At 46.9% G+C, this 24505-nt stretch carries 24 protein-coding genes; 11 read left to right on the top strand and 13 right to left on the bottom strand.

Translation table 11 applies throughout. From position 1 onward, the window contains the following. Positions 1–163 precede the first annotated feature (163 nt). Entirely contained in the window at positions 164–1387 is a 1224-nt protein-coding gene (locus LEP1GSC061_RS04070) for a helix-turn-helix domain-containing protein (RefSeq protein ID WP_016544167.1), read from the top strand. On the opposite strand, the gene LEP1GSC061_RS04065 is transcribed toward LEP1GSC061_RS04070, so the two are convergent. Together LEP1GSC061_RS04065 and LEP1GSC061_RS04060 are read right to left on the bottom strand one after the other, a co-directional pair. Then, complete coding sequence (locus tag LEP1GSC061_RS04065) at positions 1361–2698, bottom strand: peptidoglycan recognition protein family protein (RefSeq protein WP_040507779.1); 1338 nt, start codon at positions 2696–2698, stop codon at positions 1361–1363. The genes LEP1GSC061_RS04070 and LEP1GSC061_RS04065 overlap by 27 nt on opposite strands. After that, on the bottom strand, positions 2692–3282 hold the full coding sequence (locus tag LEP1GSC061_RS04060; protein WP_016543399.1) for a hypothetical protein: 591 nt from the start codon (positions 3280–3282) through the stop codon (positions 2692–2694). The genes LEP1GSC061_RS04065 and LEP1GSC061_RS04060 overlap by 7 nt, the downstream gene beginning before the upstream one ends. Before the next feature lie 76 nt (positions 3283–3358). Here LEP1GSC061_RS04060 and LEP1GSC061_RS21630 point away from each other — a divergent pair, with 76 nt between their 5' ends. Beyond that, positions 3359–3526, top strand: coding sequence for a hypothetical protein (locus tag LEP1GSC061_RS21630; protein ID WP_016543613.1), 168 nt, complete (start codon positions 3359–3361; stop codon positions 3524–3526). A 29-nt stretch (positions 3527–3555) separates the two neighbouring features. Here LEP1GSC061_RS21630 and LEP1GSC061_RS22080 read toward each other — a convergent pair whose 3' ends face one another. Both LEP1GSC061_RS22080 and LEP1GSC061_RS04050 read right to left on the bottom strand, forming a co-directional pair. Then, positions 3556–3765, bottom strand: coding sequence for a YdeI/OmpD-associated family protein (locus tag LEP1GSC061_RS22080; RefSeq protein WP_052006476.1), 210 nt, complete (start codon positions 3763–3765; stop codon positions 3556–3558). A gap of 108 nt (positions 3766–3873) precedes the next feature. Further along, positions 3874–4677, bottom strand: a complete 804-nt coding sequence (locus tag LEP1GSC061_RS04050) for a tetratricopeptide repeat protein (protein ID WP_016543677.1) — start codon at positions 4675–4677, stop codon at positions 3874–3876. A 47-nt stretch (positions 4678–4724) separates the two neighbouring features. Here LEP1GSC061_RS04050 and ribH point away from each other — a divergent pair, with 47 nt between their 5' ends. The 5 genes from ribH to LEP1GSC061_RS04025 are packed head-to-tail and all read left to right on the top strand — an operon-like array spanning position 4725 to position 9649. Further along, a complete protein-coding gene (gene ribH / locus LEP1GSC061_RS04045; RefSeq protein ID WP_016543402.1) occupies positions 4725–5186 on the top strand; it encodes a 6,7-dimethyl-8-ribityllumazine synthase in 462 nt (153 codons plus the stop codon). A gap of 3 nt (positions 5187–5189) precedes the next feature. Then, positions 5190–5654 (top strand): transcription antitermination factor NusB, encoded by a 465-nt coding sequence (gene nusB / locus LEP1GSC061_RS04040; protein ID WP_016543539.1) that lies wholly within the window; start codon positions 5190–5192, stop codon positions 5652–5654. Further along, positions 5602–7677 carry a tetratricopeptide repeat protein gene (locus tag LEP1GSC061_RS04035; RefSeq protein WP_040507777.1) on the top strand — a complete coding sequence of 692 codons (2076 nt, stop codon included), beginning with the start codon at positions 5602–5604 and terminating at the stop codon, positions 7675–7677. The genes nusB and LEP1GSC061_RS04035 overlap by 53 nt, the downstream gene beginning before the upstream one ends. 5 nt (positions 7678–7682) lie before the next feature. Further along, on the top strand, positions 7683–8999 hold the full coding sequence (locus LEP1GSC061_RS04030; RefSeq protein ID WP_375517384.1) for a HEAT repeat domain-containing protein: 1317 nt from the start codon (positions 7683–7685) through the stop codon (positions 8997–8999). Positions 9000–9007: 8 nt separating this feature from the next. Beyond that, positions 9008–9649, top strand: coding sequence for a hypothetical protein (locus LEP1GSC061_RS04025; protein ID WP_016543829.1), 642 nt, complete (start codon positions 9008–9010; stop codon positions 9647–9649). 7 nt (positions 9650–9656) lie between these two features. Here LEP1GSC061_RS04025 and LEP1GSC061_RS04020 read toward each other — a convergent pair whose 3' ends face one another. Together LEP1GSC061_RS04020 and LEP1GSC061_RS04015 are read right to left on the bottom strand one after the other, a co-directional pair. Continuing rightward, a complete protein-coding gene (locus LEP1GSC061_RS04020) occupies positions 9657–10298 on the bottom strand; it encodes a hypothetical protein (protein WP_016543716.1) in 642 nt (213 codons plus the stop codon). Then, entirely contained in the window at positions 10276–10914 is a 639-nt protein-coding gene (locus LEP1GSC061_RS04015) for a molecular chaperone DnaJ (RefSeq protein ID WP_016543891.1), read from the bottom strand. The genes LEP1GSC061_RS04020 and LEP1GSC061_RS04015 overlap by 23 nt, the downstream gene beginning before the upstream one ends. Before the next feature lie 102 nt (positions 10915–11016). Here LEP1GSC061_RS04015 and miaB point away from each other — a divergent pair, with 102 nt between their 5' ends. The 3 genes from miaB (at position 11017) to LEP1GSC061_RS04000 (ending at position 15054) form a co-directional block, all read left to right on the top strand. Then, a complete protein-coding gene (gene miaB / locus LEP1GSC061_RS04010; protein WP_016543933.1) occupies positions 11017–12366 on the top strand; it encodes a tRNA (N6-isopentenyl adenosine(37)-C2)-methylthiotransferase MiaB in 1350 nt (449 codons plus the stop codon). After that, positions 12363–14144, top strand: coding sequence for an LptF/LptG family permease (locus LEP1GSC061_RS04005; RefSeq protein WP_016543319.1), 1782 nt, complete (start codon positions 12363–12365; stop codon positions 14142–14144). The genes miaB and LEP1GSC061_RS04005 overlap by 4 nt, the downstream gene beginning before the upstream one ends. 73 nt (positions 14145–14217) lie before the next feature. Further along, on the top strand, positions 14218–15054 hold the full coding sequence (locus LEP1GSC061_RS04000; RefSeq protein WP_016543488.1) for a hypothetical protein: 837 nt from the start codon (positions 14218–14220) through the stop codon (positions 15052–15054). On the opposite strand, the gene LEP1GSC061_RS03995 is transcribed toward LEP1GSC061_RS04000, so the two are convergent. Continuing rightward, a complete protein-coding gene (locus tag LEP1GSC061_RS03995; protein ID WP_415751823.1) occupies positions 15051–15866 on the bottom strand; it encodes an FcpA-related putative periplasmic flagellar protein in 816 nt (271 codons plus the stop codon). The two genes, LEP1GSC061_RS04000 and LEP1GSC061_RS03995, sit on opposite strands and share 4 nt — an antisense overlap. Positions 15867–15959: 93 nt before the next feature. Here LEP1GSC061_RS03995 and LEP1GSC061_RS03990 point away from each other — a divergent pair, with 93 nt between their 5' ends. Next, on the top strand, positions 15960–16406 hold the full coding sequence (locus LEP1GSC061_RS03990) for a methylglyoxal synthase (RefSeq protein ID WP_016543460.1): 447 nt from the start codon (positions 15960–15962) through the stop codon (positions 16404–16406). 1 nt (position 16407) lies between these two features. Here the strand turns inward: LEP1GSC061_RS03990 and LEP1GSC061_RS03985 are convergent, their stop codons facing one another. From LEP1GSC061_RS03985 to LEP1GSC061_RS03960, 6 genes are all read right to left on the bottom strand, one after another. Continuing rightward, on the bottom strand, positions 16408–16794 hold the full coding sequence (locus tag LEP1GSC061_RS03985) for a hypothetical protein (RefSeq protein WP_016543748.1): 387 nt from the start codon (positions 16792–16794) through the stop codon (positions 16408–16410). Positions 16795–16804: 10 nt separating this feature from the next. Beyond that, complete coding sequence (locus LEP1GSC061_RS03980; protein WP_016543775.1) at positions 16805–19198, bottom strand: TonB-dependent receptor; 2394 nt, start codon at positions 19196–19198, stop codon at positions 16805–16807. A 78-nt stretch (positions 19199–19276) separates the two neighbouring features. Then, positions 19277–19630 carry a hypothetical protein gene (locus tag LEP1GSC061_RS03975; protein ID WP_040507769.1) on the bottom strand — a complete coding sequence of 118 codons (354 nt, stop codon included), beginning with the start codon at positions 19628–19630 and terminating at the stop codon, positions 19277–19279. Between the two features lie 71 nt (positions 19631–19701). Beyond that, complete coding sequence (locus tag LEP1GSC061_RS03970; protein WP_016543563.1) at positions 19702–20178, bottom strand: SRPBCC family protein; 477 nt, start codon at positions 20176–20178, stop codon at positions 19702–19704. Between the two features lie 42 nt (positions 20179–20220). After that, positions 20221–22218 carry a tetratricopeptide repeat protein gene (locus LEP1GSC061_RS03965; protein ID WP_016543425.1) on the bottom strand — a complete coding sequence of 666 codons (1998 nt, stop codon included), beginning with the start codon at positions 22216–22218 and terminating at the stop codon, positions 20221–20223. Beyond that, positions 22215–24254, bottom strand: coding sequence for a VWA domain-containing protein (locus LEP1GSC061_RS03960; RefSeq protein WP_016543327.1), 2040 nt, complete (start codon positions 24252–24254; stop codon positions 22215–22217). The genes LEP1GSC061_RS03965 and LEP1GSC061_RS03960 overlap by 4 nt, the downstream gene beginning before the upstream one ends. Positions 24255–24505 lie beyond the last annotated feature (251 nt).

Raw genomic sequence — 24505 nt, 5'->3', positions numbered from 1 at the left:
GTAAAATATAAGAGGAGGAGGCTTTGTTGGTTGGGCATCCAATCGAAATAGAGGCGTTATAAATAAATGAATCTAATGAAACCGAATTGGATTCTTTGTGTGAGAATCGCGAATCGGGTCGAGAAAACTTGACAATCCCTTTCATTTTCTTAATATACCGACTATGTTAAATCCGGGGTTGGTGACTCCTATCCTTTACTTCGGAAGCGGTCTTTCCTTTCTTTTAGTAATTCAAAGACTGATTTCCCCCAAAAATCCGAGAGAAAATAGGATTAGCGCTCTTCTATTTCTTTCTTTGGGAATCATCCAATTCTCCGTGGCCAATGTGATTTGGGAATTGGACCAGACCTATCCTCATTCCATTTTTCTTCTTCTCACTTCCTTTTCCACCATCGGACCCTTGTCCTTATTGTATACGCATTCCCTTGTATATCCCAACCAGACTCTATACCGGGATATTCGTGTGCATTTTCTGATTCCCGGCATGTTCTTTTTAGGAGAATGTCTATTCTTCGCAAGACCCTGGGCCTCCATCATAGAGGATTTGGCGGAGCTTAGGGCCTATCGTTATAAGCATTACTTATCCTTCGGATTCTTTGCCACCACGGCTTTGACCACCGCGTATTTCGTTTTTCGTTATCGTATGCTTCTTACTGTCATTTCCGTTCCCGAACTAAAGGCGCAGATCCGTTTCATTCTGATCTTAGCCACCGTTACAATGGTGGCCATGTGTTCTCTCGTGTTCGGTTTCATGTTCGGCTCCTCTTCTTTTTTCAGCGTAGGAGGAATTCTAGTAACGTTGATCATTTTCATGTTATTCTTGGCTCCTTCCCGTTATCCGGATTTCTTCGCCCCCCTGACTCGGGAAGTGAGAAAGAAGAAATACGAGAAATCCCTTTTAGTGGGCCTGGACCTGAATCTTCTGGAACTCAGGATAGAAGAGCTTATGAACGAGGATAGATTGTATAGGGATCCGGACCTGACCCTTCATTCCTTGTCGGAAGACTTGGGGATAAAGCCCTACCAGTTGACTGAATTTCTGAACGAGCATTTGCAGACCGGCTTTCATAATTATATCAATCGATTTCGGATCGACGAGGCTGTGAGGCTTTTAGGGGAGAATCCCGATCAGGATATCCTTTCCATCTGTTATTTCGTTGGATTCAATTCTAAATCTTCCTTTAACGACGCCTTTCGTAAGGTTACGGGTAAGACTCCGAGCCAATTGAGACGGAAGAAGCAGGAGAATTCCGGAAATCCTAAGATTCATACTTCCAGATCCGGCCAAGCATTAGGACGCAATCTCGGAGGAATGGTGGAATTGGGAGAAGGTAAAAAGAACGGTTCCTTGGAAACCTCGTCAAGGCTGAAAGTCGGTGAAGAGTAGAATCCAGTTCTCACTCGTCCTTTCGAACCAGTCTTTTTCCTCATAAAAAGTTCCGGTCAATAACTCTAGAATCTTTTTCATATAAGGTTCTCCAGGGTCGAAATCCTGCGCATCTAAAAAGATGGAACCTCCCCATTTTTTCTTGGCTTGGGTGTGGGAGAAGATTCCTTTCAGGGATTCTATGCTTCTATTATTGGCGGGGATCTTGTATTTTTCGCAGAGCTCCCGGACCAATTTGGCCACGGATGCGGTTTGAGCCGGATTTGCGAGTAGCATCTCCGTGTCTTTTCCTACGATTTCTATTTGGAAACAGTTCCGGTTGGTCCCGGTCGCAGCCGCCGCCATATGCAGAGGGTGGTCCAGTAGCTGGTACATTTTTCCGTCCTTATCCGCAAGGAAAGTGGCGGCTAAATTTCGTTTTTCTAATACTCTTAGCGTTCCGTCGTAATCCGAGATCGCGGTAAAATGCAGGACCACACAATCGGCGCTGATCATCCCCCTGTAATTGTACTTGAGGCGTTTCTCTTCGGGCAATAGTCCTTCGGAAGTTTTCTCTATACTCTCCAGTTCGGCCTGAGGAATAGGAGTGATTCCTCTTCCTCTATCGTAGCTCGGATCCTTGATCTCTCCGTTTTGTCCTACGAAAGGACGCTCTTTACGAAGAACCCAATCTCCGTATCTATCCTTCCATTCGGATTCGGGGAAATATTTCCCTCCCGCTTCTTCTAAAATAGATTTGAGTACGTTTTCGTTTCCGCAATCGCTTCCATTCAGAAATCTTCCGAACTTTTTCTTGGCCTGGGTATGCGTGAAAATTCCCTTTTGGGAGGATACATCGTGATTCGTGAGGGGAACTCCGTATTGTTTGGAGAATTTAGCGATCAGGGAAATCAGGGCCTTTTTCTGGTCCGGTCGTTTGAGGATGTCGTCCTTGTCTCCCTCCCAGGTTACATGGATCATATATGGATCCATTTTAGGGGCAGCCTTGAGCTCCCAAGATCCCGGTTCTTCGAGTAGGAAGATTCTTCCCTTCTTATCCACGAGAGAATGCACGAGCCAGCCCGCATTCGCGCTCTTAGATACGTATTCCTCCGGACTCAGTCCTTTGGTATGATGTATTAGAATTCCTTTAACTTTCCAGCTCCAACGGGAGGATGCAAGATCGGAGAGTCGTTTTTCAGGAGGGAGTAGGGATGCGATCGGAAGAAAACCTTCTTCCTTTTCCGAAATGGAAAGAGAAGTAGGAATTGTTGAAGCGCATCCTAGTGAAAGGTAGAATAAGACGGAAACGAATACGATCCTTTTCAACAGCCTTTCTCCGAAAGTTTTTCCTTCAATAAGGAAAGGTCGGACCTGACTCTTTCCAGGATCTTTTTGGCCTTGGTGTGGCGATTTAGAAGATCCTTATATTCCAAAACGGCATGAGTCTTCTTAGATTTTTCCTCTTCTATCCGATCCGGTTCCAAAGGAAGAGTGTCCAGATCTCTAAGCGCCGATTCCGCCTCTGTCCGTATTTTGGTCCAATTGGCGCTGTAAGCGGAATGAATCTCCTTAGGAACTATATCCTTGGATCTTTTGATTCTCTCCTCCATTTGAGGGAGATCGATTTTTAAGAATTCTCCCAAGGCTTGGGAATCCTGGACTAGTTCGTCCAAAATTCCGCTTAGGTGTTTTTCCATGGCCTCGTTCTGGGAACGAATGGCCTTTTTGGCTCTCCTAAAGATTCGGATCATGGCGAGAGCGGAAAGTATTAGGACGAGTAGGAAAATCCAGAAGGAGAATTTGGAAAAGACCCAGTGGATCCAAGGGGAATCCAGGCTGTCCTGTAGGAAATATGCGGCGATTCCGGATCCTGCCAAAAGGGTGAAAAAAAAGAGAGTCAGTATTCTCCTCATCTACCTTCTCATTTCTGGGAAGCTTTTCTTTCTGTCAAGGTCAAGACTGGACCCTTCGGAACCGAAACTTAAAGGGATGGATGCCTCTCCTAATTTATTCCCTTCGGAACCGAGAAAGTCCGAGACTCCTAAGGTCGTGAACCTCGGATTCTATCGTATCAAAAAGACCCTTCGCGAGGAAGGTTTCGAAGTCGTGGAGAAAGCCGACGGCAAAATCACTCTGGTCCTAAGAGTGAAAGAATAAGAATCTAAAACGAAAGAAGGCGCGAATCTTTATCCCCTGTCACCTTTCTTGGAAGCGGAGTGTTTCATCTTCATATACACTCCTCTCTTTTGCAATTCCTCTAGCATTTGTTTCAATCTTTTTGCCCTGGTTTCCGGTAGTTTGGCTCTGACGATCCAGCTTATATAATCGTTTTGCTGGTAAGCGGGAACAATAAGCCGTATTCGTGAAGTGGGCACTCGGAAAAATGAGTTGCCCATGTATCCATATATAGGATACAACGTTGGCGCGTCCTTCGAAGTTCGCGTTCAAAAGACAGATAAGATATTTTCGAAACTTCCGAAGAATGTTCAAAAGGAACTCCTCTTTTAGCTTCCCGTTTCTTCTAACGTAGGAAGGTCCTCGGAGAATTCCTTTGTCTCCGGTTTTTTGGGGACCAGGCTTTCGGCACAGGATTTTTTGAGTAGCGCGTGTATCTTTTCTTTTTCTGAGGAGCGGGGAACGATGCGCAGATAGATGCGATAATTGCGAACGGCTCCCACACAATATCCGGACTTCAGATATAAACTTCCCAATAATCTACGGGCCCCCGGATGTGAAGGCTCGTGTTCTACGATTCGATTTGCGAGACGTATTGCTTTGTCCGGGTTTGTGTTGATATTCTTCTTGGATTCTTCCCAATTCTTTACCAGTTCGTCTTCGTAGAGTCTATAGAGTTGGTCGTTGCCCATATCGAAGACTCGAAATACGATTGTGTCTTGTGCCCCACTGCGACAGATTCCGAACCAAACGTCTTCCTGGGCGTCGGTGATCTTATTGCCTCGGATCCCTACGAGTTCGCTTCCGTCCAGACATCCCGCCATTTTGTATATGTCCTTCATGGCGGCAGGGGAGGCGGCGAGTAGAATACGGGCTTGGTTGGCGTAAGACGCTATATCGTCTTCGGGAAGAGCGTCCTCCGGATTCACCGTATTCGGAAAATCGCTAAAGATGCGTAACTTAATGGAAGAATCCAGCACCCAATCCGGAAGTTCTAAATTCTTTATGAAATCGTCCTTGGGTTTCCAATAGGAGCGGATGGTTTCGCAGGAGGCAAAGTAGGCCTGGAATACGATCAGAAGGACCAAGGATGCGTAGAATTTGGGGAGACTTGCTTCTTTTCCGGTTGCCACTCAGGGTATCTTGTGTTTTCTCGATATTAGAAGCAACAAGGAAACCGATGCCTCAAGAGTTGAAAGCAAAACTGGACGGAAAGGGACAAAAGCACTGCATTGTCGTTTCTCGTTTTAACGAATTTATCGTGGAGAGCCTTTTGAAAGGTTCTTTGGAAGGTCTACGCATGACAGGCGTGGAAGACAAGGATGTAACCGTGGTTCGGATCCCGGGAGCGTACGAACTCCCCATCGTGGTTTCCAAGGCGGCTGCGAGTAAAAAGTTCGATTCCATCATTTGCTTGGGAGCGGTTATCCGAGGAGCCACGGCTCATTTCGATTTCGTAGCCGGAGAATCCGCAAAAGTAGGATCTATCGGTGTGCAACATTCGGTACCCGTGATTTTCGGAGTATTGACCACCGATACCATCGAGCAAGCGATCGAGAGAGCCGGAACCAAGGCGGGCAATAAGGGATACGAAGCCGCTTTGACCGCCGTCGAGATGGTGAATCTTCTGGCCCTTCTTTAATCTATGTCTTCTTCCAGAAGGAAGTCCCGTGAAATCGCCCTTATGGCTCTGTATCAATTGGAATTGGTTCAGCCCGCCTTATCCGAAGTACTAAAATTCCGTTGGTACGATAAAAAAATCGAAACCGAAGAAAGGGATTTTGCCATTTCCATCATAAATGGTGTTGTGAAAAACACGGAGACAATCGATACTCTAATCAAGAAGTACTCGAGGAACTGGGATTTTGCCCGGATTTCCCCGGTGAATAAATGTATCCTGCGTTTATCCATCTACGGGTTATTGAACTCTAAGGAGATCCCTCCCAGGGTGACCATCGACGAAGCGATGGAGTTGACCCGGGAATTCGAGAGCGAGAATTCGGTTCCCTTCATCAACGGGATTCTAGATTCCATTCTTCAGTACGAGACGAACCGACATGGAAAACCCGATCCGCAAGAACCGAATCTTCCTGGAGACGGAAGAACCTAAGCCCTCCTTCTATTACGGAGACGAGCCGGAGGAATTTCGGCCCAAAAGACAGTACGGTGTCATGGCCTATTTTTGGGGGGCCATGGTGGCGGTGGTTCTGCTCTTCCTGGCTCTCGGAATCTGGTACCAATTCTTCAGAGATAAGACTCCCGATTTTGCGGGCTCCGGTTTCGGAGGGGGAAAGTCCCTTCTTCTGCCTAAAGGGGACGTCAGCCAAGAGTTGGAGAGGCCTTATCTCCCTAACGGCACGAATAATCCCGCGCTCACAAAATGCGTGAACTTATACAAGGAACGCCATTCCGAGGAAGCATTCCATAAATGTAATGAATTTCTGGCAGGACCCGCGACGGATGCGGAGAAATCCATCGCGCTTACGGTACTCGGAATCATATATGACCAGGCGGGAGGTAGATCCGCTCAGGCGATCGACGCGCTCCAGAAAGCTATTTTAAAAGATCCGAATAATATCTATGCCTATTATAATCTGGTTTTAGCATACAAACATGGCGGCCAGCCGACTGCCGCTAGAAACGTAGCTCTTCAGGCTCAGAAGATCGCACCGGATGATCCCAAAATCCAGTTGATGGTGGGAAATCTATTCAACGAAATCAACGATCCGGATGCGGCGATAGACGCCTATCGCCAGGGACTCTCCTCTTCTCCTGACGATCCATACCTGACCTATAATCTTGCCGTTAGCTATTTCAAGAAGGGAGAAATCCCCCAGGCGGAAGAGCAATTCAAACTCGTGGTATTGAGATCTCGGGGAGGAAAACTCGCGGCCCTCTCCAGTTCGTATTTGGGAAACATCGCCTATAACCGAGGGGACTATACCGCAGCGGAACATCATTTTAGGGAAGCGGCGGTTCTTACTCCGAACGACGCCAAGGCTCTTTACAATCTTTCCATCATACTTAAGAAAAACGGAAAATTGGAAGAATCCCTGAAATATATGGAACTCGCCAAGCAAAGCGGAGCTAACGATCCGGAATTATTCCGATCCATCGCCGAAGGCTTCGAGCAATTGAACCAGGGAGAGCAATCCATAGACGCTCTGCAGAAGGGACTCAAATACAATCCGAATAATTTGGATCTTCTATTCCAACTCGCCGAGACTTATTATAACCGCGGAGACCTACTCGCTGCGGAGGAAACCTATCGTCGTATCGTCAATTCTACTCCCGGAGACAGTTATACCGAGACTGCACTACTGAATCTGGGAGTGGTACTCGACCAGATGGAAAGATACGGAGAAGCGATCACCTATCTGAACCGGGTCCTCGATCTGAATCCTAAAAACGCAAAAGCTTATTATAATTTAGGATTGGTCTACAAACATAGCGGAAACGGAACTCAGGCGATAGAAAATTTCCGCAGAGCCTCCTATATAGACCCTAACGACATCAAGCCCAAAGAAGCGTTGGGAGATTATTATCTCGAGAACAAATTCTATCGTGAGGCGGTGGAAGAATATTCCGTTCTCTTCAAGCAGAAGGAAGACTATTACCGAGCGGCGCTCAAACTCGCAGAGGCCTATATGGGGACGGGAGAGACTTCTAACGCGGAGAAGGTTCTGTTGCAGGTATTGAATCAATCCCGTAATGCTGTAGAGATCAAGCAGGCTCATAAAAAATTGGCTTTATTGTATAATAAGTCCAAGGACCCGGATCTAAAGAACAAAGCGAAGGACGAGGCTTATCGTTCCGCTCATATGGATCCGGAAGATTACGAAGGTCGTTTGGTATTGGCCAAAATTCTCTTGGATTCCAATTCCGTTTTGGATCGGGAAAAAGCGATCGAGGAATTGACCGCTGTGGTTCGTTCGGAAGTGAAGCCTAAGACCGCTTCCACCGCATACAATTATCTGGGAGTCGCATTCTATAAGAACGGAGAATATAAGAAGGCGGTTCGCGCGTTTCAAAATGCGATAGACTTCGATCCTTCGAATACGGAAGCTTACGATAATAAGAGAGCGGCTTCCGCCGCATTGGAGGATTCCTCCAAGAGGGAAGGTCTTTTCTGAAAAGAATTCTATTCTTTTGCTTCGTATTCATTCTAAGTCATGCCCTTCTAGGCGAAGAAATAAAGGATCCGTTTAAAGAATCGATCCTATCCAAGGGACGTTCCCAGGCGAGAACCATCACCGAGATTAAATCCAAATCCCGTTTGGACTTAGTGAAAGAGCTACCTAAGATCGCTTCCGATCCGGAGGCGAGAGAGGATAGTATCTTTGCAATTCTCTCCCTCTATTCCGAGTTGGAGGATCTGGACAATCTGGCACCTACCTGGGCTCCCGAACTGGACGCTACGTTTAAGAATACGAAGAATGTGGAGATCCAAAGAAGGATCCTCGAACTCGCCGAAAGAAAAAAAGAAAAAAGACTCATCTACGCCGTGATCGCGGGCCTCACTCATTCCGAATTCGAAGTCAGACAATTGGCGTATCGTTATGTGCAAACCATCAAGGATGACCGCGCCATGCCTCACGTACTGGATATGGCGATTTCCTCCAATCCGATCTACAGGGAATATTTTTTGGAGTCCTCCGTATGGATCAAGGACGAGAGAGTGCAGAATCTGATCCAAAAATTCTCCTCCGACGATAGCCCGGGGTTGCGTAAGAAATTTTTCGTAATATTGCAGAAAAATAATATTCCAGACAATCGGGGACTGATTCCCAAGATGGCGGCGAGCGACCCGGACGAGGACGTGCGTATCCAGGCCTTGGAAATTCTCAAAAATAGGAAGAGCCGCCAATATATCAGTCTCTTTTATAAGGGAATTACTGAACCGAATCCTGATATCAGAAAGGTCAGCGCGGAAGCATTATTCTTCTTGAATGATAAACCCGGAGCCAAGTCCGTTTCGGAGCAACTTGCCAAAGAAAATGTGCCTGTTTTAAAAGCGAGGCTCATAGACCTCCTTCTGGAGCTGGGAGCTCATGGAGGCGGGCAGGGACTTCTTGCCGTTTTGGACGGAGATAAGGACCCGGCTCTCAGGTCCAGGTCCGCGGAGGCCATGGGAAAATTGGGTTTCAATCCCGGTTCTTCCGAATTGAAACGGATTTTCGAGAAGGAAAAATCCAACGAAGTAAAATTATCAGTCTTGCGCGCCTTGGGAGAATTGAAAGATAAGACTTCCGTTCCCGCTCTCATCACTTATGCTTCCAATAAAAAGGAAAAACTTCCTCTACGACTGCAAGCGGTGGACACTATCCGTATTATCGCGGATCCGGAATCTCTCCCTGCGTTATTCGATGCATATGTATTCGAGAAAACGGCGGAAGTAAAGTCGGAGATGGAGCGCGCCGTCCGGGAAATCATTCAGGTGAAAGTCTCTCACTAGAAAATGGAATGCGATTCTTAATTAGTCTCTTTATTCTTCTACTAAGCTGTAAGGGAGGCCAGAGAATTCCTTCGCCTTCCCAACAGGAATCTACATCCGAGCCTCGCTGGGAAAAGAAACTAGGAAGACCGGAAAGGCCGATATGGAAACCCGCTTACGAAGTCTACGCCTCAGAGATTCGCGGGGATAAGCTTCGCCAAATATTAGAAGATCCGAATAATAACAGTCTTCCTAAAGGAGAAAGTAAGAGTCTTCTCGATTCCGATTTGGGTTGGAATCCGGGAGGAAAGCGCATTTTCTTTATCCGTATCCATCCCAATTCCATGTACAGGGAAATCGATACCCTAGGAGAAGTGGGAATCCGCCTAGGCGACTGCGATTCCAAGGACAAACTGGAATTTCCTTATACATATTATGTTTTTCTCACGGAATTAGGAAAGGGAAGGGATCGGGTACCCAAATATCTACAGGAAAACGATAAGGCGGTATCCTCTCGCAAGAGAAAAAACTACAGCCATTATTTGGAGGAGACCAGAAGAGTTCTCGTAGCCTTTCCTTCTTCCTGTTTTTCTGCCGGTCAAAATCGATTGGAAGTGCAGCTTTTAGGAGAGGAGTTATACAGCTTCCCGTTTATTTTCGATTACGATTAGGGATTTCCTAGAGATATTCTCTCAGATACTTACTATTCTTCAGATGGCTAGGAAACAAAATGGGGAAATTCTTTCCGGTGCGTTTGCGTTTTCTGCGATAGGATTTGCTGGATTCCCAATAGACTTCGTATTCGGATTCCACTCGGAAGAGAAGTTTTTCCCAGAACAGAAAATGACTGTCCACGAATTCTTGGCGTATGTCCTTGGCTCGGGAGGTGAGAGGACATTTACTTTCGAATTCCTGCATGAATACGAGTCCCACTAAGATTCCTCTCGTATCCAGATAAGGCTCGAGAGGAAAGGTCCTACAACTAATGGACCTGTTTTCCCTTTCGCAATGCGCGACTCCCTTACATTCACAAAAAGTAATTTTCCTATGGTCGTAGACGGCGAAGTCTTTCTTCTCTTCGCGGGTCATCGGTACGTATTTCTTCCAGAGATCCGTTCTCTTGGATAGCATCTCGTACTCCGCCTTATACAGTGCCGGGAGAGCGTTGTCCGCTTGACAGCACACCGGTATGCCTCCGTTCCCAGGAGCGCAAAGGCTGCCGCAATTGTATTCCGTGACTTCTTCCTGTAGCAGGGAATAGTAGTATTCGATCTCGTCTGGAGATAAGGCCTTGGGATCAGGTTTGGGAGCTTTTTTCATTCAGTTCGATTTCTCTTTGTTTCTCTCGACGGGAGATCTCTTTGTCCAAGTACAATACTCGAAAGAACAGATAGCCTCCTCCCATAATTGCGGAAGAAGCGAAAAGCCCCCATCTACGATAGAAAAGATCGACCGATTCCGAGAGCCAATCGTTTTTCTGAAAAACGAAAAATGCAAAGGAGGAGAAAAGCAAAACAAAGAAGCAGACCAAAAAGAAATACATGGTGGCGCGCAAAGACCAGAGCTTATCCTCCCTTTCATGCTTTAGCATCAGGAATTGTTTGTATAGTCTTTCGTATTCCCTAGGGGTCGCGATCTTTTGTATTTCGAAGTACTTCTCGAATTCCGCCGGCACTCCTTCCGGATCGGGTAGTATGAGTTCGTAATCCAGGGATTCGTCGTATTTCTTGCGCCTTGTCTCGTCGGAGAGATGATAATACGCTTCGGCGCCTTCTCTTACAGCGGCATCCCTCCAAGGAATCCATGAATGTTGTTGCACATTCTCCAAATAATTGCGAAAGGCCTCGTCCACAGCAGTACTGGACGCGTCTCTGGGAATTCCGAACAGATCGTAATAGTCCGTTTTTCTGGTGAATCCTGTGCCGGGCTGATTCATAACGAGATCGCTTCCGATTATGTACCGAACCTCGTCCCGGGGAAACGATTTTTCGATCTTGGACCGGGTTGACAGAGCCTTTCCCCCTCCGAAACTCGTCCTATGAGCGTCATAGAAGTCGAGAAAAAAGCCGGTAAAGTCTATATTGAGACCTACGGTTGCCAGATGAACGAATACGATTCGGGCATCGTATCCAGTCTCATGCAAGGCGCTCAGTTCGAGGCGGTTTCCGATCCGGAAAATTCGGACGTTATTTTCCTTAATACCTGCGCCATCCGGGAAAACGCTCACGCCAAGATTTACGGAAGATTGCAGAGTCTGGGTTATTTAAAAAAACGTAATCCGGATCTAGTGATCGGGGTATTGGGTTGCATGGCCCAGAATCTAGGTGACGATTTATTCCACCAGGAACTGCCTTTGGATCTCGTTGTGGGGCCGGACAATTACAGGACCCTTCCGGATCTGATCGAAAGGATTCGCTCCGACAAGCAACCTGTTTCCCTCACGCGTCTCTCCAAGATAGAAACGTACGACGAAATAGAACCTCGAGTGGTTAACGGTATCCAAGCCTTCGTTACCATCATGAGGGGCTGCAATAATTTCTGTACATTCTGCGTGGTCCCTTATACCCGAGGCAGGGAAAGAAGCCGAGATCCTCAATCCATCGTTCGCGAAACCAAGGATCTGGTGGCGCAAGGAGTGAAGCAACTTACTTTACTCGGGCAGAATGTGAACTCTTATAAAGTGGACGGGACCGATTTTGCGGGCCTGGTTCGGATGCTTCTGGACGAGACCGAAATCGAAAGGATCCGTTTCACTTCTCCTCACCCGAAGGATTTTCCGGATCATCTTCTGGAATTGATGGCACAGAATCCTAGATTCTGTGCGAACATCCATCTTCCTCTCCAATCTGGAAACACCGATGTGCTTACCGACATGAAAAGGAATTATTCCAAGGAAGAGTTCCTACAAGTGGTGCAAAGAATCCGTAGTGTGGTTCCCGATGTGGGATTAACCACCGATATCATCGTCGGCTTTCCTGGAGAAACCGAGGAGCAATTCGAAGACACTCTCGACGTGGTCCGACAGGTCGGTTTCGATATGGCCTTCATGTTCAAGTATTCCGAAAGAGAAGGTACCATCGCTCAGAAACGTTATCCGGACGATGTTCCGGAGGAAACAAAGGGAGACCGGTTGACCAAGCTCGTGGATCTGCAAACCTCCATTTCCTTGGAGCAGAATCGGGCAAGGATCGGAAGAATATTCCCTATTCTCATCGAAGGCGTTTCCAAAAAATCCGGAAAGGAAATCTGCGGTAGAACTCCTTGCGGTCGCATGACCGTATTCCCTATCCCCGAAGGAAGCCAGGCGGAAGAATGGATCGGTAAGACACTGAACGTTAAGATCGAATTCGCCACCAGCGCCACCTTAAAGGGAAGGGTAGCGGATTGAAGAAGGCTTCCCCCCGAGGGGAAGGGGAAGCTCCTCGTAAAAAGAAATCGAATATTAAAAAATCCGATACTACTTCCTTCGGAACCGAAGCCTCTGGAAAAGTGGAAGAGGGTAGGGATCTCCGTTCCGTAAGGGTCCACAGCGTTGCGGATCTTCCCCCCGGCTTTTACGTGCATACCGACCGGGAGAGATTCTGGAGATTCATTCCTATTCTGGACCGTTATATCTTCTTCGAGATATTTCCTCCGTTTCTGGTTTCCCTTCTATTCTTCACGACGATCTTCATGGCGATCGCTCTCCAAAAAATGGTGGGCCTATTCGTGGGTAAGGGGGTGGATCCTCTCCGACTCTTGGATTATTTCGGTTATCTATTGGGGAATATTCTTCCCACCACAGTCCCTATGGCGAGTCTTATGAGCGGTCTCATGGCCGCAGGGCGTTTGTCCGGAGATTCCGAAATTACTGCGATTCGTTCCGCAGGAATAGGATTCTCCCGTATCTACGTAGTATTCGTGGCCTTCGGAGTCGCTCTCTCCATCGTGGTCGCTTATTTATGCTTCTATCTTTCTCCCATCAATACGAGAAAGATGACCGAGTTCAATAATTGGATCCTGACCTATAATCCGCTACTCGCCTTGACCCCTGGCCAATTCGCGGGAGATAAGGTCCAAGGTGCGGGCTCCGAAAAAGCCAGAGCCATGTATACGGAAGGTGTGAACGCTAAGACGGGAGAACTTTCAGGAGTTCAGATACGAGAATGGACAGTTTTTATTCCTCAAAATCAGGATCCTCTTTTGCTTTCCATAGGAGGAGGTGCCGGACGCCAGATCCAATTGGGAGAATCCTATATCACCCAGATTATTTCTGCTAGAAAAGGAACCCTAGTGGAAAAGGTCGGGCCGGACGGAGAATTCGAAAAATCCATCCGTCTTCGGGACGCTTGGATTCTGGAATGGGATAAGAGCAAGGGACAATTCTCCGTGGGAGACCTCCGCAAGGGAGAGATGGATTATAATATCCCGAAGACCGAGGAAAAGAAGAGCCTAGTCATAGACGTGGATCCCGAATCCTTCACTCTTTGGGCTCTCATCGAGATCCGAAATAATATAGAGCAGGGAAAATTGGAGGAGATTCCTGGCCTGGAAATCCTGAAGGAGATGGGTATTCCCGAAGATGGACCGCCTAAGGGACTGAAGCAAAGACTTTTGCAATTGCAAATCGATCTGGTTCAGATCATGAACGATCCAGATATTTCCGAACAGGAGAAATCCCAGAGAGTTACCATCGTAATACAATTGAACACCTTATTGAACGAGGCAAAGAAAAGACTCGCCCAATTCAATATTGAAATCCAAAGAAGATTCGCGATTCCAGTCTCTTGTATTATTTTTTCCTTAGTCTCTTTGCCGTTGGGGCTGGTGGTGAAACGGTCCGGAAAAGGAATGAGTTTCACGATGGCCGTGGTTCTCATTATTCTTTATTGGGGGCTTTTCACTTTCGGATCGAATATCTCGGATACCTCCAAGGTTCCGGTTTGGTTGGGGCCCTGGCTGGGAAATATCGCGATCGCAGTCGTAAGTTCGGTAATTATGTTAAAACGAACCGATATGCGGTTTCCTCCGGCTGTGGTTAATTTCTTTCAGAAGCTGGCGCAATTTTTCGCCCCGATACGAGTTTTTCTGAATCGCATTCTTCTCCCATTTTCCCCCCTAAAAACGAAATTGACAGAGGGACTCAAAAAATTATCCTTATGGAGAAACCCAGGAAATAGGGACTGACTCCCGCTTTCTGCGGGATCGGTAGCATAGCTACCGGCGTCTTTCCGGACGCCGAGTAAGGGGGAAGTCGGCTTTGAAAACCGCAAATATTTGGCATATTACTTCCGGAGCTGAATTCCCCGTACATATTTGGAAGCATCCGCGAATCAATATCGAATTACGTAAGGTTCAGTTAAAGGATTATAAATCCATAGAGTTGGATCCCCAGGATATCAACGTCTTTTACGTAAATACCCAGATCAAAGAATGGAATGCCATTAAGGAAGATTTCCTAAAAAGGTTCGAGTTGCATCCTTTCGTGGCTTTAACCATCATTTCCTCCCCGGACGCGGAGGAAATTTACAATAAGCTTTCTCCTAAGGGTAAAACGGAAGTTCTGGAAAATCCGGTGCAACCCCGTACCTTAAGGATCATCCTAGACCGAGTCATCCAAACCGAATTCTTCAAGGTTGTCGCAAACGAGATCGGAAACAGCTGCCTGGCTAACGTGGGCTTCTTCGAGGGTGTTTTCGAATTGGCGAACAAAGAATACAAAGATGCGACCAAAGCGAATGCAGCGTTGCACGCGATTCTGGAGTTCGAAGCCAAAATCAAGAAGAACAACGAGGATATTAATATCGCGATAGATAGGGTAAACGAACTCAAGAACCAGGAACTCTTGACCCTGCACGAGCGCCTCAAAGTCTCCGAAATCATAGACAATCTCAAGACCATGGAATTAAAGCATGCCCTCGAGTTGCGTAAGGCTACCGAGAGAGCTTTGGAATATTCCAGCATCGAAGAGATAGAGATGAATAAAATCCTAGAAGCGCAAACCAAGCTCTTCGAATACACCGAGCAGGAAATCCGGGAACTTGTGGAGGAAAATAAACGCCTCCGTAAGGAATTAGGTCTTCCGGAACAGGCCTAGTCTCTGGCCAAAAGCTCCAACACCTTTTTAAATTCGTAGGATTCCCGACCGTACGCAATTTCCGCGTATAGGATTCCGTGTTTTTTACGACGACTCTGATAATAGTCCATTGCGTTTGCGTCTCCCGATTTTTTGGCAGAAAGATAAAGTCTTTCGTAACAATGGGAAAGCATGCGATGCGGTTCGGCCTCGTCGTTCATTTTCGGATCGAGCGCTATATATTTTTCCAGGAACTCCGCGGATTGCACGTAATTGCGGAGCGCATATTGGTGTTTTATAAATTCTCGATATACTCCCGCTTTTAAATCCAGGAAGGATTCGGATCGATTGATTCTGGGATTTTTGATCTTATCCATGTTTCTCATGGCGAGAGCCAATTGCTTAACGGATTCTAGTCTGGCTTGCGCGATTTCCCGGGAGAATGCTCTCTCTGCGTTTTCGATCCTAGTCTTTTTTTGCCATTCGTATCTTTCCGATTCGAGAACCTTGGCTTCCTCCGCCTTTCTTCTGGTCTGAACGCTCTCGGAGGTTTTCCTGAAATCGTCCAAGGCCTTGGACAGATGTTCTCTGGTTTTTTCCAAAGATTGCTTGGAACTGTCCTCTCCGAAGTCGCCGAGTATATCCAGGTCCTTGAACTCCGTAGGATCTTCGCTCCAAGGTCCTTCCTGGGCCGATTCGGGAATCAATACCTGTAGTTTACGATTTCGATCATGAGGATCCTCTTCCGTATGCAAAGAAATCGTAACGGAAAGAAGAAGGGGCAGGAGGAGTAGATAACCGACCCCGGACGGAGAAATCGTATTCGGTCCCATTCCCGCTATCATTCGGAACGCCATATCGGAGAGAAACCATAAAAATGGTTTCATAAACCGAGGGCTCTCACGATCCTGATTTTGGAGCCCATCATGTTGAGTGCCGAAGTTCCCAAAACGAAGCGGATCGTATTGATCGCGCATGATAATAAGAAGGAAGACCTTGTGGAATGGGTCCAACTCCATAAGGAAATTCTTGCAAGACATCATCTGTATGCGACAGGAACGACCGGAAAGATCGTGCACGAGAGAGCCGATCTGCCCGTGCACCGATTCCTTTCCGGACCTCTGGGCGGCGATCAACAGATCGGAGCCAAGATCGTGGACGGAGAGATCGACGTAGTGATTTTCTTCTGGGATCCTCTGACCGCCCAACCCCATGATCCGGACGTCAAGGCCCTGCTTAGGATCGCGGTTTTGTACAATATCCCGATCGCAAATAACCGGATTTCCGCCGATTACCTGATCTCTTCCAATCTATTATCTTCTTCTTATAAACGAACCACGATCGATTATAATACCGGCCTTCCCATCTACTGATCTATTTTCCTTCCGAAGTAAAGGCCGCCCTATATGCTTCGGCGGGGCAGGTCAGATAAGTGCAGGAAAAGGAATCCGGTCCGCTTTCCGTCCAGGCGCCTACGGAAGTAAGCTCGTTGCAGGAAACCTTATACGAATTCGATTTGGCAGGACCTGTCGGAAGACCCGCACAGGTCAGTAGAGCGATATCCTTATAACAGGAACAATTCCCCTCGAAGGCTCTGGTATTGGAACAATATACGCAATCCGATTTGCCAGTTCCTCCGGTGGCCAAGGATAGCAAAGTTTGTTTTTGGTTGGCCTTTTTCTCCTTTTCCCCAATTGAATCGGACTGGCAAAAGGATAATAGCGGTAAAAATAAGAAGAATATTACAAATTTAGAATTCATTTTTCTTTCCTCAATTGGATATAAGCGTAAAAGGTATCGTCGTCTTAAAGGTTACGTTAGTTCCCGGATTCAGGGCGTAGTCCTTATAACGGCTGAGATGGCTTACGTATTCCTTGTCAAAAACGTTCAGAACCGCCACATCGAAGGTCGCAGATTCCGTTCCGTTGGTCATTCCGGGGATTTCTCCTCCGAAGCCTATATCGTAGAGATTATAACCCGGAGTGGGGGTCTCCAATTTGTCCACCTTGTACTGGGACTGAACGAAGGTGCCGGTAACGGAAAAATACGGATTAGAGATACCTAATAATTCTTTTCTAGTGAACCTAAGTCCCAATCTTCCCCGGTTCGGGCTCATTCTTGGAAGATACTTGTTCTTTAGATCCGAATATACGGAATCCAAATCCACGTTAGCAGGATCTGCAAGAATCTCGTTCGGAATATTCTTACGTATAGTGGCTCTCAGTATGTCTATACCTCCCGTAACGACCAACCAGGATGTCGCTTGAGCCTGGAAGCTAAGCTCACCTCCTTCCAGAGTGGCCGCATCCTGCCTATAGCGATAAATGGGAAGTCCCGAATCCGCGTCTATGGCGCCTGCGCTCACGGAGTAGATATAATTATCGATCCTATTTCTAAATACGCTAAACTCCGCTTGGAATCTATCGTTCGCATAACGTAAAGAAGCGTCGTAATTCAGGGAAACTTCGGGCCTTAATCCTTCCTTTCCGATTTCGAACCTTCCGCTTCCCTCATGCACTCCGTTGGCGAATAGTTCGAAAGGAGTCGGAGCTCGAAATCCTCTACCCGCATTCAAGGCAAGGGAGAAATCCTTGGCGAATCTCCAAACGGATCCGAGGGTTCCCGTGCTTGCGGAGTAATTCTTAGTGGTTTCGGCGTTTCCTAAGTCCGTATTTTCCCTTATATCCACACTTCTTTTGTCCGAACGAGCGCCTGCGGAGAATGTGAAATCCTTGATCTTCCATTCTTCGAATGCGAAGAAACCTATATTATTCAAGCTATAAGCAGGAATCAAAGGCTCGGTCCCGATCGTATTACTTCTTTGTTGCATACCGGAGGCACCTATCGTTCCTTTGAGTCCCTTCCATTCCTTATGATGAACTTTCGCATCCACGGTGGTCGTATCCAAGGAGAGATTCAGTCCCTGTTTGTAATCGTATTTGTTCACTTGGTAGATAGAGACCGCCTTGTCGTAAGGACTCACGGAAGGATCGATAAGAGTGTCTTTGATCGGCATGTATCGATTCTTATCTTCGATTTCCCTTCTGTTATTTCTCTGATAACCCGCGTCCAATTCCACGTTCACGAAAGGTAGGATAAAGAATCCGTGCATATGTGTCTTTTGATGGAGTACGGTTTGGTAAGCGGTGGAGCCTAAATTCTCGCTCGGATTATCGTATAAATCCTGCTCCTGGTATCTTTGGAAAGAATCCACATAGAAATTTCCCCAGGATCCGTCCGTGCCCAGGGAAGCGTTTACGTTTCTTTCATGAAATCCTGTGTTCGGCAGAGTCCCTTGGGGAGTGGTGATTCTTCCCGCCTTTCTGGTATCCGTTTGGATTCTATATCCGAAATTGGTATCCTTATGATACCCGAAAAGAGAAAGAGCTCCCGCATCCTGCTTATTATTGGAGAAGCTATTCGTGGAGAAGGTTCCGCCTAAAAGAGGAGCCCCGTCTTTGGCAGTGGGGGCCTTGGAGCGGATCACATTGATCACTCCTCCGAGAGCATCGGAGCCGTAAAGAACGGAAGCGGGACCCCTTACGATTTCGATTTTGTCCACGTTAAACGCATCCAGATCCACCGTATGATCGTCTCCGAATTGCTGTTCTTCCTGTCTTACTCCGTCCGTCATAACGAGAACTCTTTGTCCGGTCAAACCTCGGATCACCGGCTTGGAGGTTCCCGCCCCGGTAGTCATTACGGAAGTCCCGGGAGTATTCTCCAAAGCGGACATCACGTTTTGTCCTCTCAATCTTTGTAGCTGTCTACCTTCTAAAACGGTAGTGGGTTGAGGGGTGGAGAGGAAATCGGAGGCCGCGGATTTGGCCGTAACGTTAATCGCTACTCCTTCTAAGAGAGAAGGACGGAGAGTCAGATCCAATTGTTTGTCCGTTTCGGATAATTCTACTTTTTCGGTTTTTAATTCGAAATTTTGGGCGGAGATCACTAGGGTGTAAGTTCCCGGAGAAAGATGTTGGAATTCAAAACTACCGTCACTTGACGAGCGGACGGAGAATTTTGTTTCCGTAATATAAAGTCTTGCGTTCGCAACGGGGCGACCGTCCGTATCCTTGATTTTCCCTTTAAGATTCACGTCCAGGGCGAACGCTTCCGCGAAAGGCAGGACGAGCGCCGTTAAAATAATGGTAAATAATTTCTTCATTCTTTCCTAATTCTCCCGCGTAAAAGCGGGCCCGAACAATCGTTCGGTCGTTAAAGTCTATTTAGATTTTGAAACGGGCTAGGAAAGGTCGGGCGGAGATCTTCCTTTATTAAAATGAAATAGAAGGATTTCTAATAGAATGGATGTATATTGATCGATTTTTCCGGAAAGCAGTTCGGGAGCTGCAAGCACCGGTTCCGATTTTTCCCGGTCGGCTTGTATGGAGGAGCCTTGGGAACAGACCAGACATTCTTCCGAGAAGCTATGTTCGATCTGTTTGTTTTGAATTCCGCCGGGAGCAAAATCGCGAGCGTGTATATGCCCGCTATGGAGGTAGATGGCTCCTAAAAATGTCAGAACCAACCAAAGGGATAGTCCTCGGCGGATGCCGGACTTGTCGGGTTGAATTAAACCTACCCCTTGGATTTTCATATTCCCAATACTGAGAAATCATTATTAATAAGCAAGCAAATAATGGATAAAAATCTGAAAAAGGAAAAAGCTTAGGCCTTTCCGCAAAAATCGGTCTTATGCCCGCATCCGATTGCGAGGGCGGTGATTTCATGTCTTCGTAGGAACTCTTTTCGCATCTTTTCGGAAAGTAGGAATTCCAACAAAGAGGGTAAAAGGAAAAACGGAGGTTCGCATGTCACTCGATCTTCCAACAAGGAACGGTTCTCCTCCTTTTTGATAAATAGATGCTCGTGTCGAAAAGAGCGAAAAGGGCCTTTTTCCTGTACATCCACGAATTTTTCCCCGTAAGAATGTTCTATATGCAAAGCGGTCCAACGGATTCTAAAGAAGAATAGAAAGCGGAGCTCCACGATCGTTCTGGATCCGGGAAGAAGGGATAGGGGGGCTTGGATGACTTTCACTCCGGGAGACAAACTTACCAATCGGGAGAATCCTTCGGGGCTAGCGTGAAAATCGTATAACTCGGAGGCGGAGCATTCGAAAGAGGAGCGACAGATGAAAATCAAAAGGGAATCCTAAACGCTAAAAGAATTCAGAATATACTGAAATTATTTACCCGCTGGAGCCGGGCCTTCTCCCTTTCTCCAAAACGCCTTATTGCCTACGGCTACGGTTCTGAGGAAAGAGTCCGCATTTTTGGGAAGAACCTTGGAGGTATACAGATCGATTTCGGAGACGGAACCTTCTCCTATTAAGTTGCCGCCGTTAAAGAAATAGACCGTCTGTCCTTTTACAAGCCCGTCGATGCTGCCCGCGTTTACTATGACCGAGTCTTCCTTCACGCGATGTACTTTTCCGCTCGCAGGAATCAGTTCCAGAAGTTTATCCCTAGTTCTTAGGACGGCTTCTACGATCGCGTCTCTTCCTTTAGAGTATACCTGGAATTTTCCTAGAATTTTCTCTTCCTTATGATCCCTTAGGGTCCACTCCATGCGAAGAGTGTCGTTCTTGAAGGAAAATTTACCGCTCGCTACGAAACGAATCCCTTCTCCTTTTTGATTCTTTATAGAAGAATAATTTTTCTCCGTCTTGTAAGCCGCTCCCGAGTAAGGTTCGAGGTCTAAGGCGCCTAACTTGGAATCTAAATCCGCGGATCTGACTCTCGGGTCCTTACTTATAAAACTTCGTATTACTTTGCCTAGTAAAGCCGAAGAATCCGGATGCTTGGAAAGGAAATCGTCCGTCTCCGGATCGAATATGAGCAGTTCGGGAGGAGTGCGGCCGTAATCCTCTTGGATACCGAATTCTCCTATCTTGACGAGTCCTTCTCTGTAACTCAAAGAGGACTTGAATCCGTCCAGATTATTCTCCACGGCATATCCGTATTTTTGGTTATCCGGAAATTTTTCCCGAAGATGCAGAAGCAGATTGAAATAACTGGGAAAAAGCCCTCTTCTTTTGTACTCGTCCAGAGTCAGAACGAGAATCTCGGGACGATTGGGAAGGAGTTCTCTGGCCCTGATCAAATGGAACCAAGACAGATCATAAAGGAAGCTATTTCGATTGGCCTTGTATCTTTGGAGCCTGTATTCTCCCAAGGTTCTACGAAGAGAGTTTCCTTGGGGAAGGTTATCTATGGAGTAGAATTCGGAACGATTTCTTGCGAAAGGGTCCAAGTCGTCCAAGGAAATGAGTTTCTCTAGATCCGCTCTCGCTTCCTTCGAACTCGGGTCCTTTCTCAATCTTGCGTAGGATCTTAAATACAAATACTCCGTTTCGTTCGGAAAAAGAGTTAGCAATCTACTCAGTAATTCTTCCGCTTCGGAATAGCGTCCCGAGTATATTCGGGTTTTTGCAAGTAATTTGAGGGATTCCTCTTCGTTGGGATAAAGGGAAATGGATCTTTCGAACTTCTCGGCGGCTTCCGCGATTTTCGTGTCCCTTTTGCCTCCGGAGGATTTTTCCGCCCAAGAAAGTAGGAACTTTCCGGATTCCAGAAATACTCCCGATTCATCGGAAGACTCGGATTCTAGCTGATCTCTTAGAGCGGACGCCTTGGAAAAATTTCCTCCCAATGCGGCGATTCTCGCCTCCAGCATTCGGATTTCCCGGTTCTTGGGCATACGGGAATAGGCGGAATTGAATTCCAGAGTGGCTTTTTCCGTTTTTCCCGAATCCAATTGTACCGAAATATAAATGGGAAAAAGTTCGCTATCGTATCTGTCCTCGTCCAAAAACGGTTTCAGCAGTTGGAAGGCTTCGTCGAATCTTCCGGTTCTGGCCAGAGTCGAGGCTTTTTCTCGGACGGCTTTTTTGTTTTTAGGTTCCAGTTCTAGAACCTTGTCCAGGGCCTGTAGGACCTCTTTGTATTTGTGTAACCTTAAGGCCGCTTCCGCCAAGCCCATTCTGGATCTTACGGAGAGAGGGTTCTTATTTACGGCCTCTCGAAAAGCATCGTAGGCTCCGGCGTAATTTCTGGAATGGAGAGCGGCTTCTCCTTCCTTGATCCATTCTATGGTTTCCTTGGAAAATGCCGGGCCGGAGAAGAATGTAAGAGAGAAGACGCAGACGAGTAGAGAAAGGTGACGGAAAAGGAAGTTTTTCATGGCGTAAAGAATCCCGTCTCCGTTTTTCCATTCGAATTTCTGAATATAGACTCCACGACTATCGGGACGTAGACGTCCCCGCCGGAAGAATTGATTCTACTCCGGAAGGAGAGAAGATAACGTCTGTCCTTCTTGGAATCGATCCAGGTCCTTAGATTCTTCTCGGATCCTCCCGCAGGGATCGTTAAGAATTTTCCTTTGGTCTTCTCCGCAATTTCCTTATATACGGAAGTTGATTCTCCCGGTTCTCCCAAGCATAAGAAATAAATGGGTATATCGTGAGCCACCGCGAATCTTATGATCTTAGTGGGAGAAAATTGGGTGAATGCCGCCTTGGAATCTCTTCCGGATACGACGGCGACGACGGCTCTGGGGCCCAAACTATCCAGTAGATCGGTGATTCCTTTCTGTAAGGATTTTCCGATCTGGAATTCCTCCTCGGGAACGAAGGAACGGATGGATTTTAGGATATCGTACATGCTACGTCCGAACGGATACGCGGTCTGAGTGTCCTTGCCGGAACGAAGTAGTTGGATCTTATCTTCTTCCCGGATCTCGGATAGAAAAGGACGCAACGCCTTCTCGATCGTAGGATAGGATTCCGAAATGATCTGGGAGTTTTCCGCTACGATCGAAACACTGATTCGGTTATTGTATTTCTTCATGTCGGTCAAACCGATAAGAGGGGAGAGATTGTCCATCTCGTAGATACGGAACGAACTTCTGGGAATCGCCTTCACAGGATCCCCGTGTCTATCCTTGGCGTGGAGAACGAGAGAGATGTCGGGATAATCGGAACTGATTACCCTTTCCACGATCAGATCCAGGTTGGAGGAGAGTTGCCCCTTAGGTGCGAAAGATTCGACTCTATGACGATTGAAATCGGCCACGAAAAGGGAACCGGTGGAATCGAAGGCCAAAGAAAAAGTTTGGTCGAAATTGCGGACTATATTTTTGGAATCTCGGAAGCTCTCGAATTTATTCCAGGTCTTGGCGATGGAATCGTAAACGAAGAGACCCGCGGTCTCGTCCGCAATATAGACTTTGTTATCCCGGATCGCAAGATTGCGGGGTCTCTTAAAGGAAGGGTTGGATATCTCCTTTAGAAAATTTCCCTCGTTATCGAATATAACTATCCTACGGTTGCCGCGATCGGCGACGTAGATCTCTCCCCGATTGTTTACCTTAATGCCCGCGGGTTGTTTCAAAATTCCTAATCCGATTTCCTGTAGGACCTTTCCTTCCTTGTCCAGTTTCTGGATCCGATTATTTCCCATATCGGAAACGTAAAGAAAGCCCTCCTTGGTACAATAAACGCCGGCAGGACCGTGGAAATTTCCGGGTTCCTTGCCCGTGGAACCGAATCTATTCTTATAAGTTCCTTTCGTATCGAACTCATAGACCTTGTCTCCGGCGTAATCGGCTATAAAGACGGATTTTCCTCGGATGGAAATGGAGACGGGGCCTTCCATATTTCTTCCGATTCCTCCCTTGAAATTCTCCAAAGGGCTTCCGTTTGCGTCGAATTTTACCACGTTTGCCGTATCGAAGCTCACTACGAATAAATAGCCTTCTTCGTCCACGGCCACGTCGGCCGGATTCCGGAAGCGGAACCTTCGTAGGTCGTCTCCGAATATGGATTTATAATATTCTAATGTTTCTTTTCTGTTTCCGCCTCCTAATCCGAATCGGAGGGCGTCCAGCCTATTCTTCTGAATCAGATTCAGCTTATTAGAAGATTCTAATTGTTCCAACTCGGATAGACTTTCCTGCCAGTCGCCGCTCAGATAATAGGTTTCGGAAAGGAAATACTTTGCGTGGTTGAAGTCAGGCTTGATCGATAAGGACTTGAGAAAATTCTCCCTGGCCGCGGCGAACTCTCCCTTATTATAGTAGGCGAGTCCTCGTTTGAAGAAGGTTCGGGCTTCCTTTTCCTTTAGGCTGAAATTGGGTAGCGGCTCGGAAACCGCAGATTGAGTGAATAGGCTTCCGAGTAATAGAAAGAGAAAGAGTTTTGTTTGCGTAAGTCTCCCCATTCTAATCCTCTAGATATCCTAGTGAATTCGTTTAGAGACATAATTTCAACCCCTTTTTAGAGGGGATCTTTTAGAAACTGCCGCCGATCCGCCGTTTTACAGAGAATCGATCACGTAATGGAGGGTCATCCGCATTCGAATCGGAGGCTAACCATACCCGTTTCCAATTGGAATTCCATTCCGACCATTCGTTTCTCACCGACCGATTTTGTTGGAGTTCCTCTTCTACGTCTCGGAGAATACGATCTAGT

The organism is Leptospira wolffii serovar Khorat str. Khorat-H2 (assembly GCF_000306115.2).
Lineage (GTDB): Bacteria > Spirochaetota > Leptospiria > Leptospirales > Leptospiraceae > Leptospira_B > Leptospira_B wolffii.
The sequence above is the reverse complement of the archived record's forward strand: the minus strand, read 5'-3'. Positions and strand labels throughout refer to the sequence as shown.

What these genes read in the sequence shown, in the direction of transcription:
- LEP1GSC061_RS04070 (WP_016544167.1), top strand. Translation starts at nt 164, where the DNA reads ATGTTAAATCCGGGGTTGGTGACTCCTATCCTTTACTTCGGAAGCGGT.
- LEP1GSC061_RS04060 (WP_016543399.1), bottom strand. Translation starts at nt 3,282, where the DNA reads ATGAGGAGAATACTGACTCTCTTTTTTTTCACCCTTTTGGCAGGATCC.
- LEP1GSC061_RS21630 (WP_016543613.1), top strand. Translation starts at nt 3,359, where the DNA reads ATGGATGCCTCTCCTAATTTATTCCCTTCGGAACCGAGAAAGTCCGAG.
- LEP1GSC061_RS22080 (WP_052006476.1), bottom strand. Translation starts at nt 3,765, where the DNA reads ATGGGCAACTCATTTTTCCGAGTGCCCACTTCACGAATACGGCTTATT.
- ribH (WP_016543402.1), top strand. Translation starts at nt 4,725, where the DNA reads ATGCCTCAAGAGTTGAAAGCAAAACTGGACGGAAAGGGACAAAAGCAC.
- nusB (WP_016543539.1), top strand. Translation starts at nt 5,190, where the DNA reads ATGTCTTCTTCCAGAAGGAAGTCCCGTGAAATCGCCCTTATGGCTCTG.
- LEP1GSC061_RS04035 (WP_040507777.1), top strand. Translation starts at nt 5,602, where the DNA reads ATGGAAAACCCGATCCGCAAGAACCGAATCTTCCTGGAGACGGAAGAA.
- LEP1GSC061_RS04025 (WP_016543829.1), top strand. Translation starts at nt 9,008, where the DNA reads ATGCGATTCTTAATTAGTCTCTTTATTCTTCTACTAAGCTGTAAGGGA.
- LEP1GSC061_RS04020 (WP_016543716.1), bottom strand. Translation starts at nt 10,298, where the DNA reads ATGAAAAAAGCTCCCAAACCTGATCCCAAGGCCTTATCTCCAGACGAG.
- LEP1GSC061_RS04015 (WP_016543891.1), bottom strand. Translation starts at nt 10,914, where the DNA reads ATGAATCAGCCCGGCACAGGATTCACCAGAAAAACGGACTATTACGAT.
- miaB (WP_016543933.1), top strand. Translation starts at nt 11,017, where the DNA reads ATGAGCGTCATAGAAGTCGAGAAAAAAGCCGGTAAAGTCTATATTGAG.
- LEP1GSC061_RS03995 (WP_415751823.1), bottom strand. Translation starts at nt 15,866, where the DNA reads ATGGGACCGAATACGATTTCTCCGTCCGGGGTCGGTTATCTACTCCTC.
- LEP1GSC061_RS03990 (WP_016543460.1), top strand. Translation starts at nt 15,960, where the DNA reads ATGTTGAGTGCCGAAGTTCCCAAAACGAAGCGGATCGTATTGATCGCG.
- LEP1GSC061_RS03985 (WP_016543748.1), bottom strand. Translation starts at nt 16,794, where the DNA reads ATGAATTCTAAATTTGTAATATTCTTCTTATTTTTACCGCTATTATCC.
- LEP1GSC061_RS03980 (WP_016543775.1), bottom strand. Translation starts at nt 19,198, where the DNA reads ATGAAGAAATTATTTACCATTATTTTAACGGCGCTCGTCCTGCCTTTC.
- LEP1GSC061_RS03975 (WP_040507769.1), bottom strand. Translation starts at nt 19,630, where the DNA reads ATGAAAATCCAAGGGGTAGGTTTAATTCAACCCGACAAGTCCGGCATC.
- LEP1GSC061_RS03965 (WP_016543425.1), bottom strand. Translation starts at nt 22,218, where the DNA reads ATGAAAAACTTCCTTTTCCGTCACCTTTCTCTACTCGTCTGCGTCTTC.
- LEP1GSC061_RS03960 (WP_016543327.1), bottom strand. Translation starts at nt 24,254, where the DNA reads ATGGGGAGACTTACGCAAACAAAACTCTTTCTCTTTCTATTACTCGGA.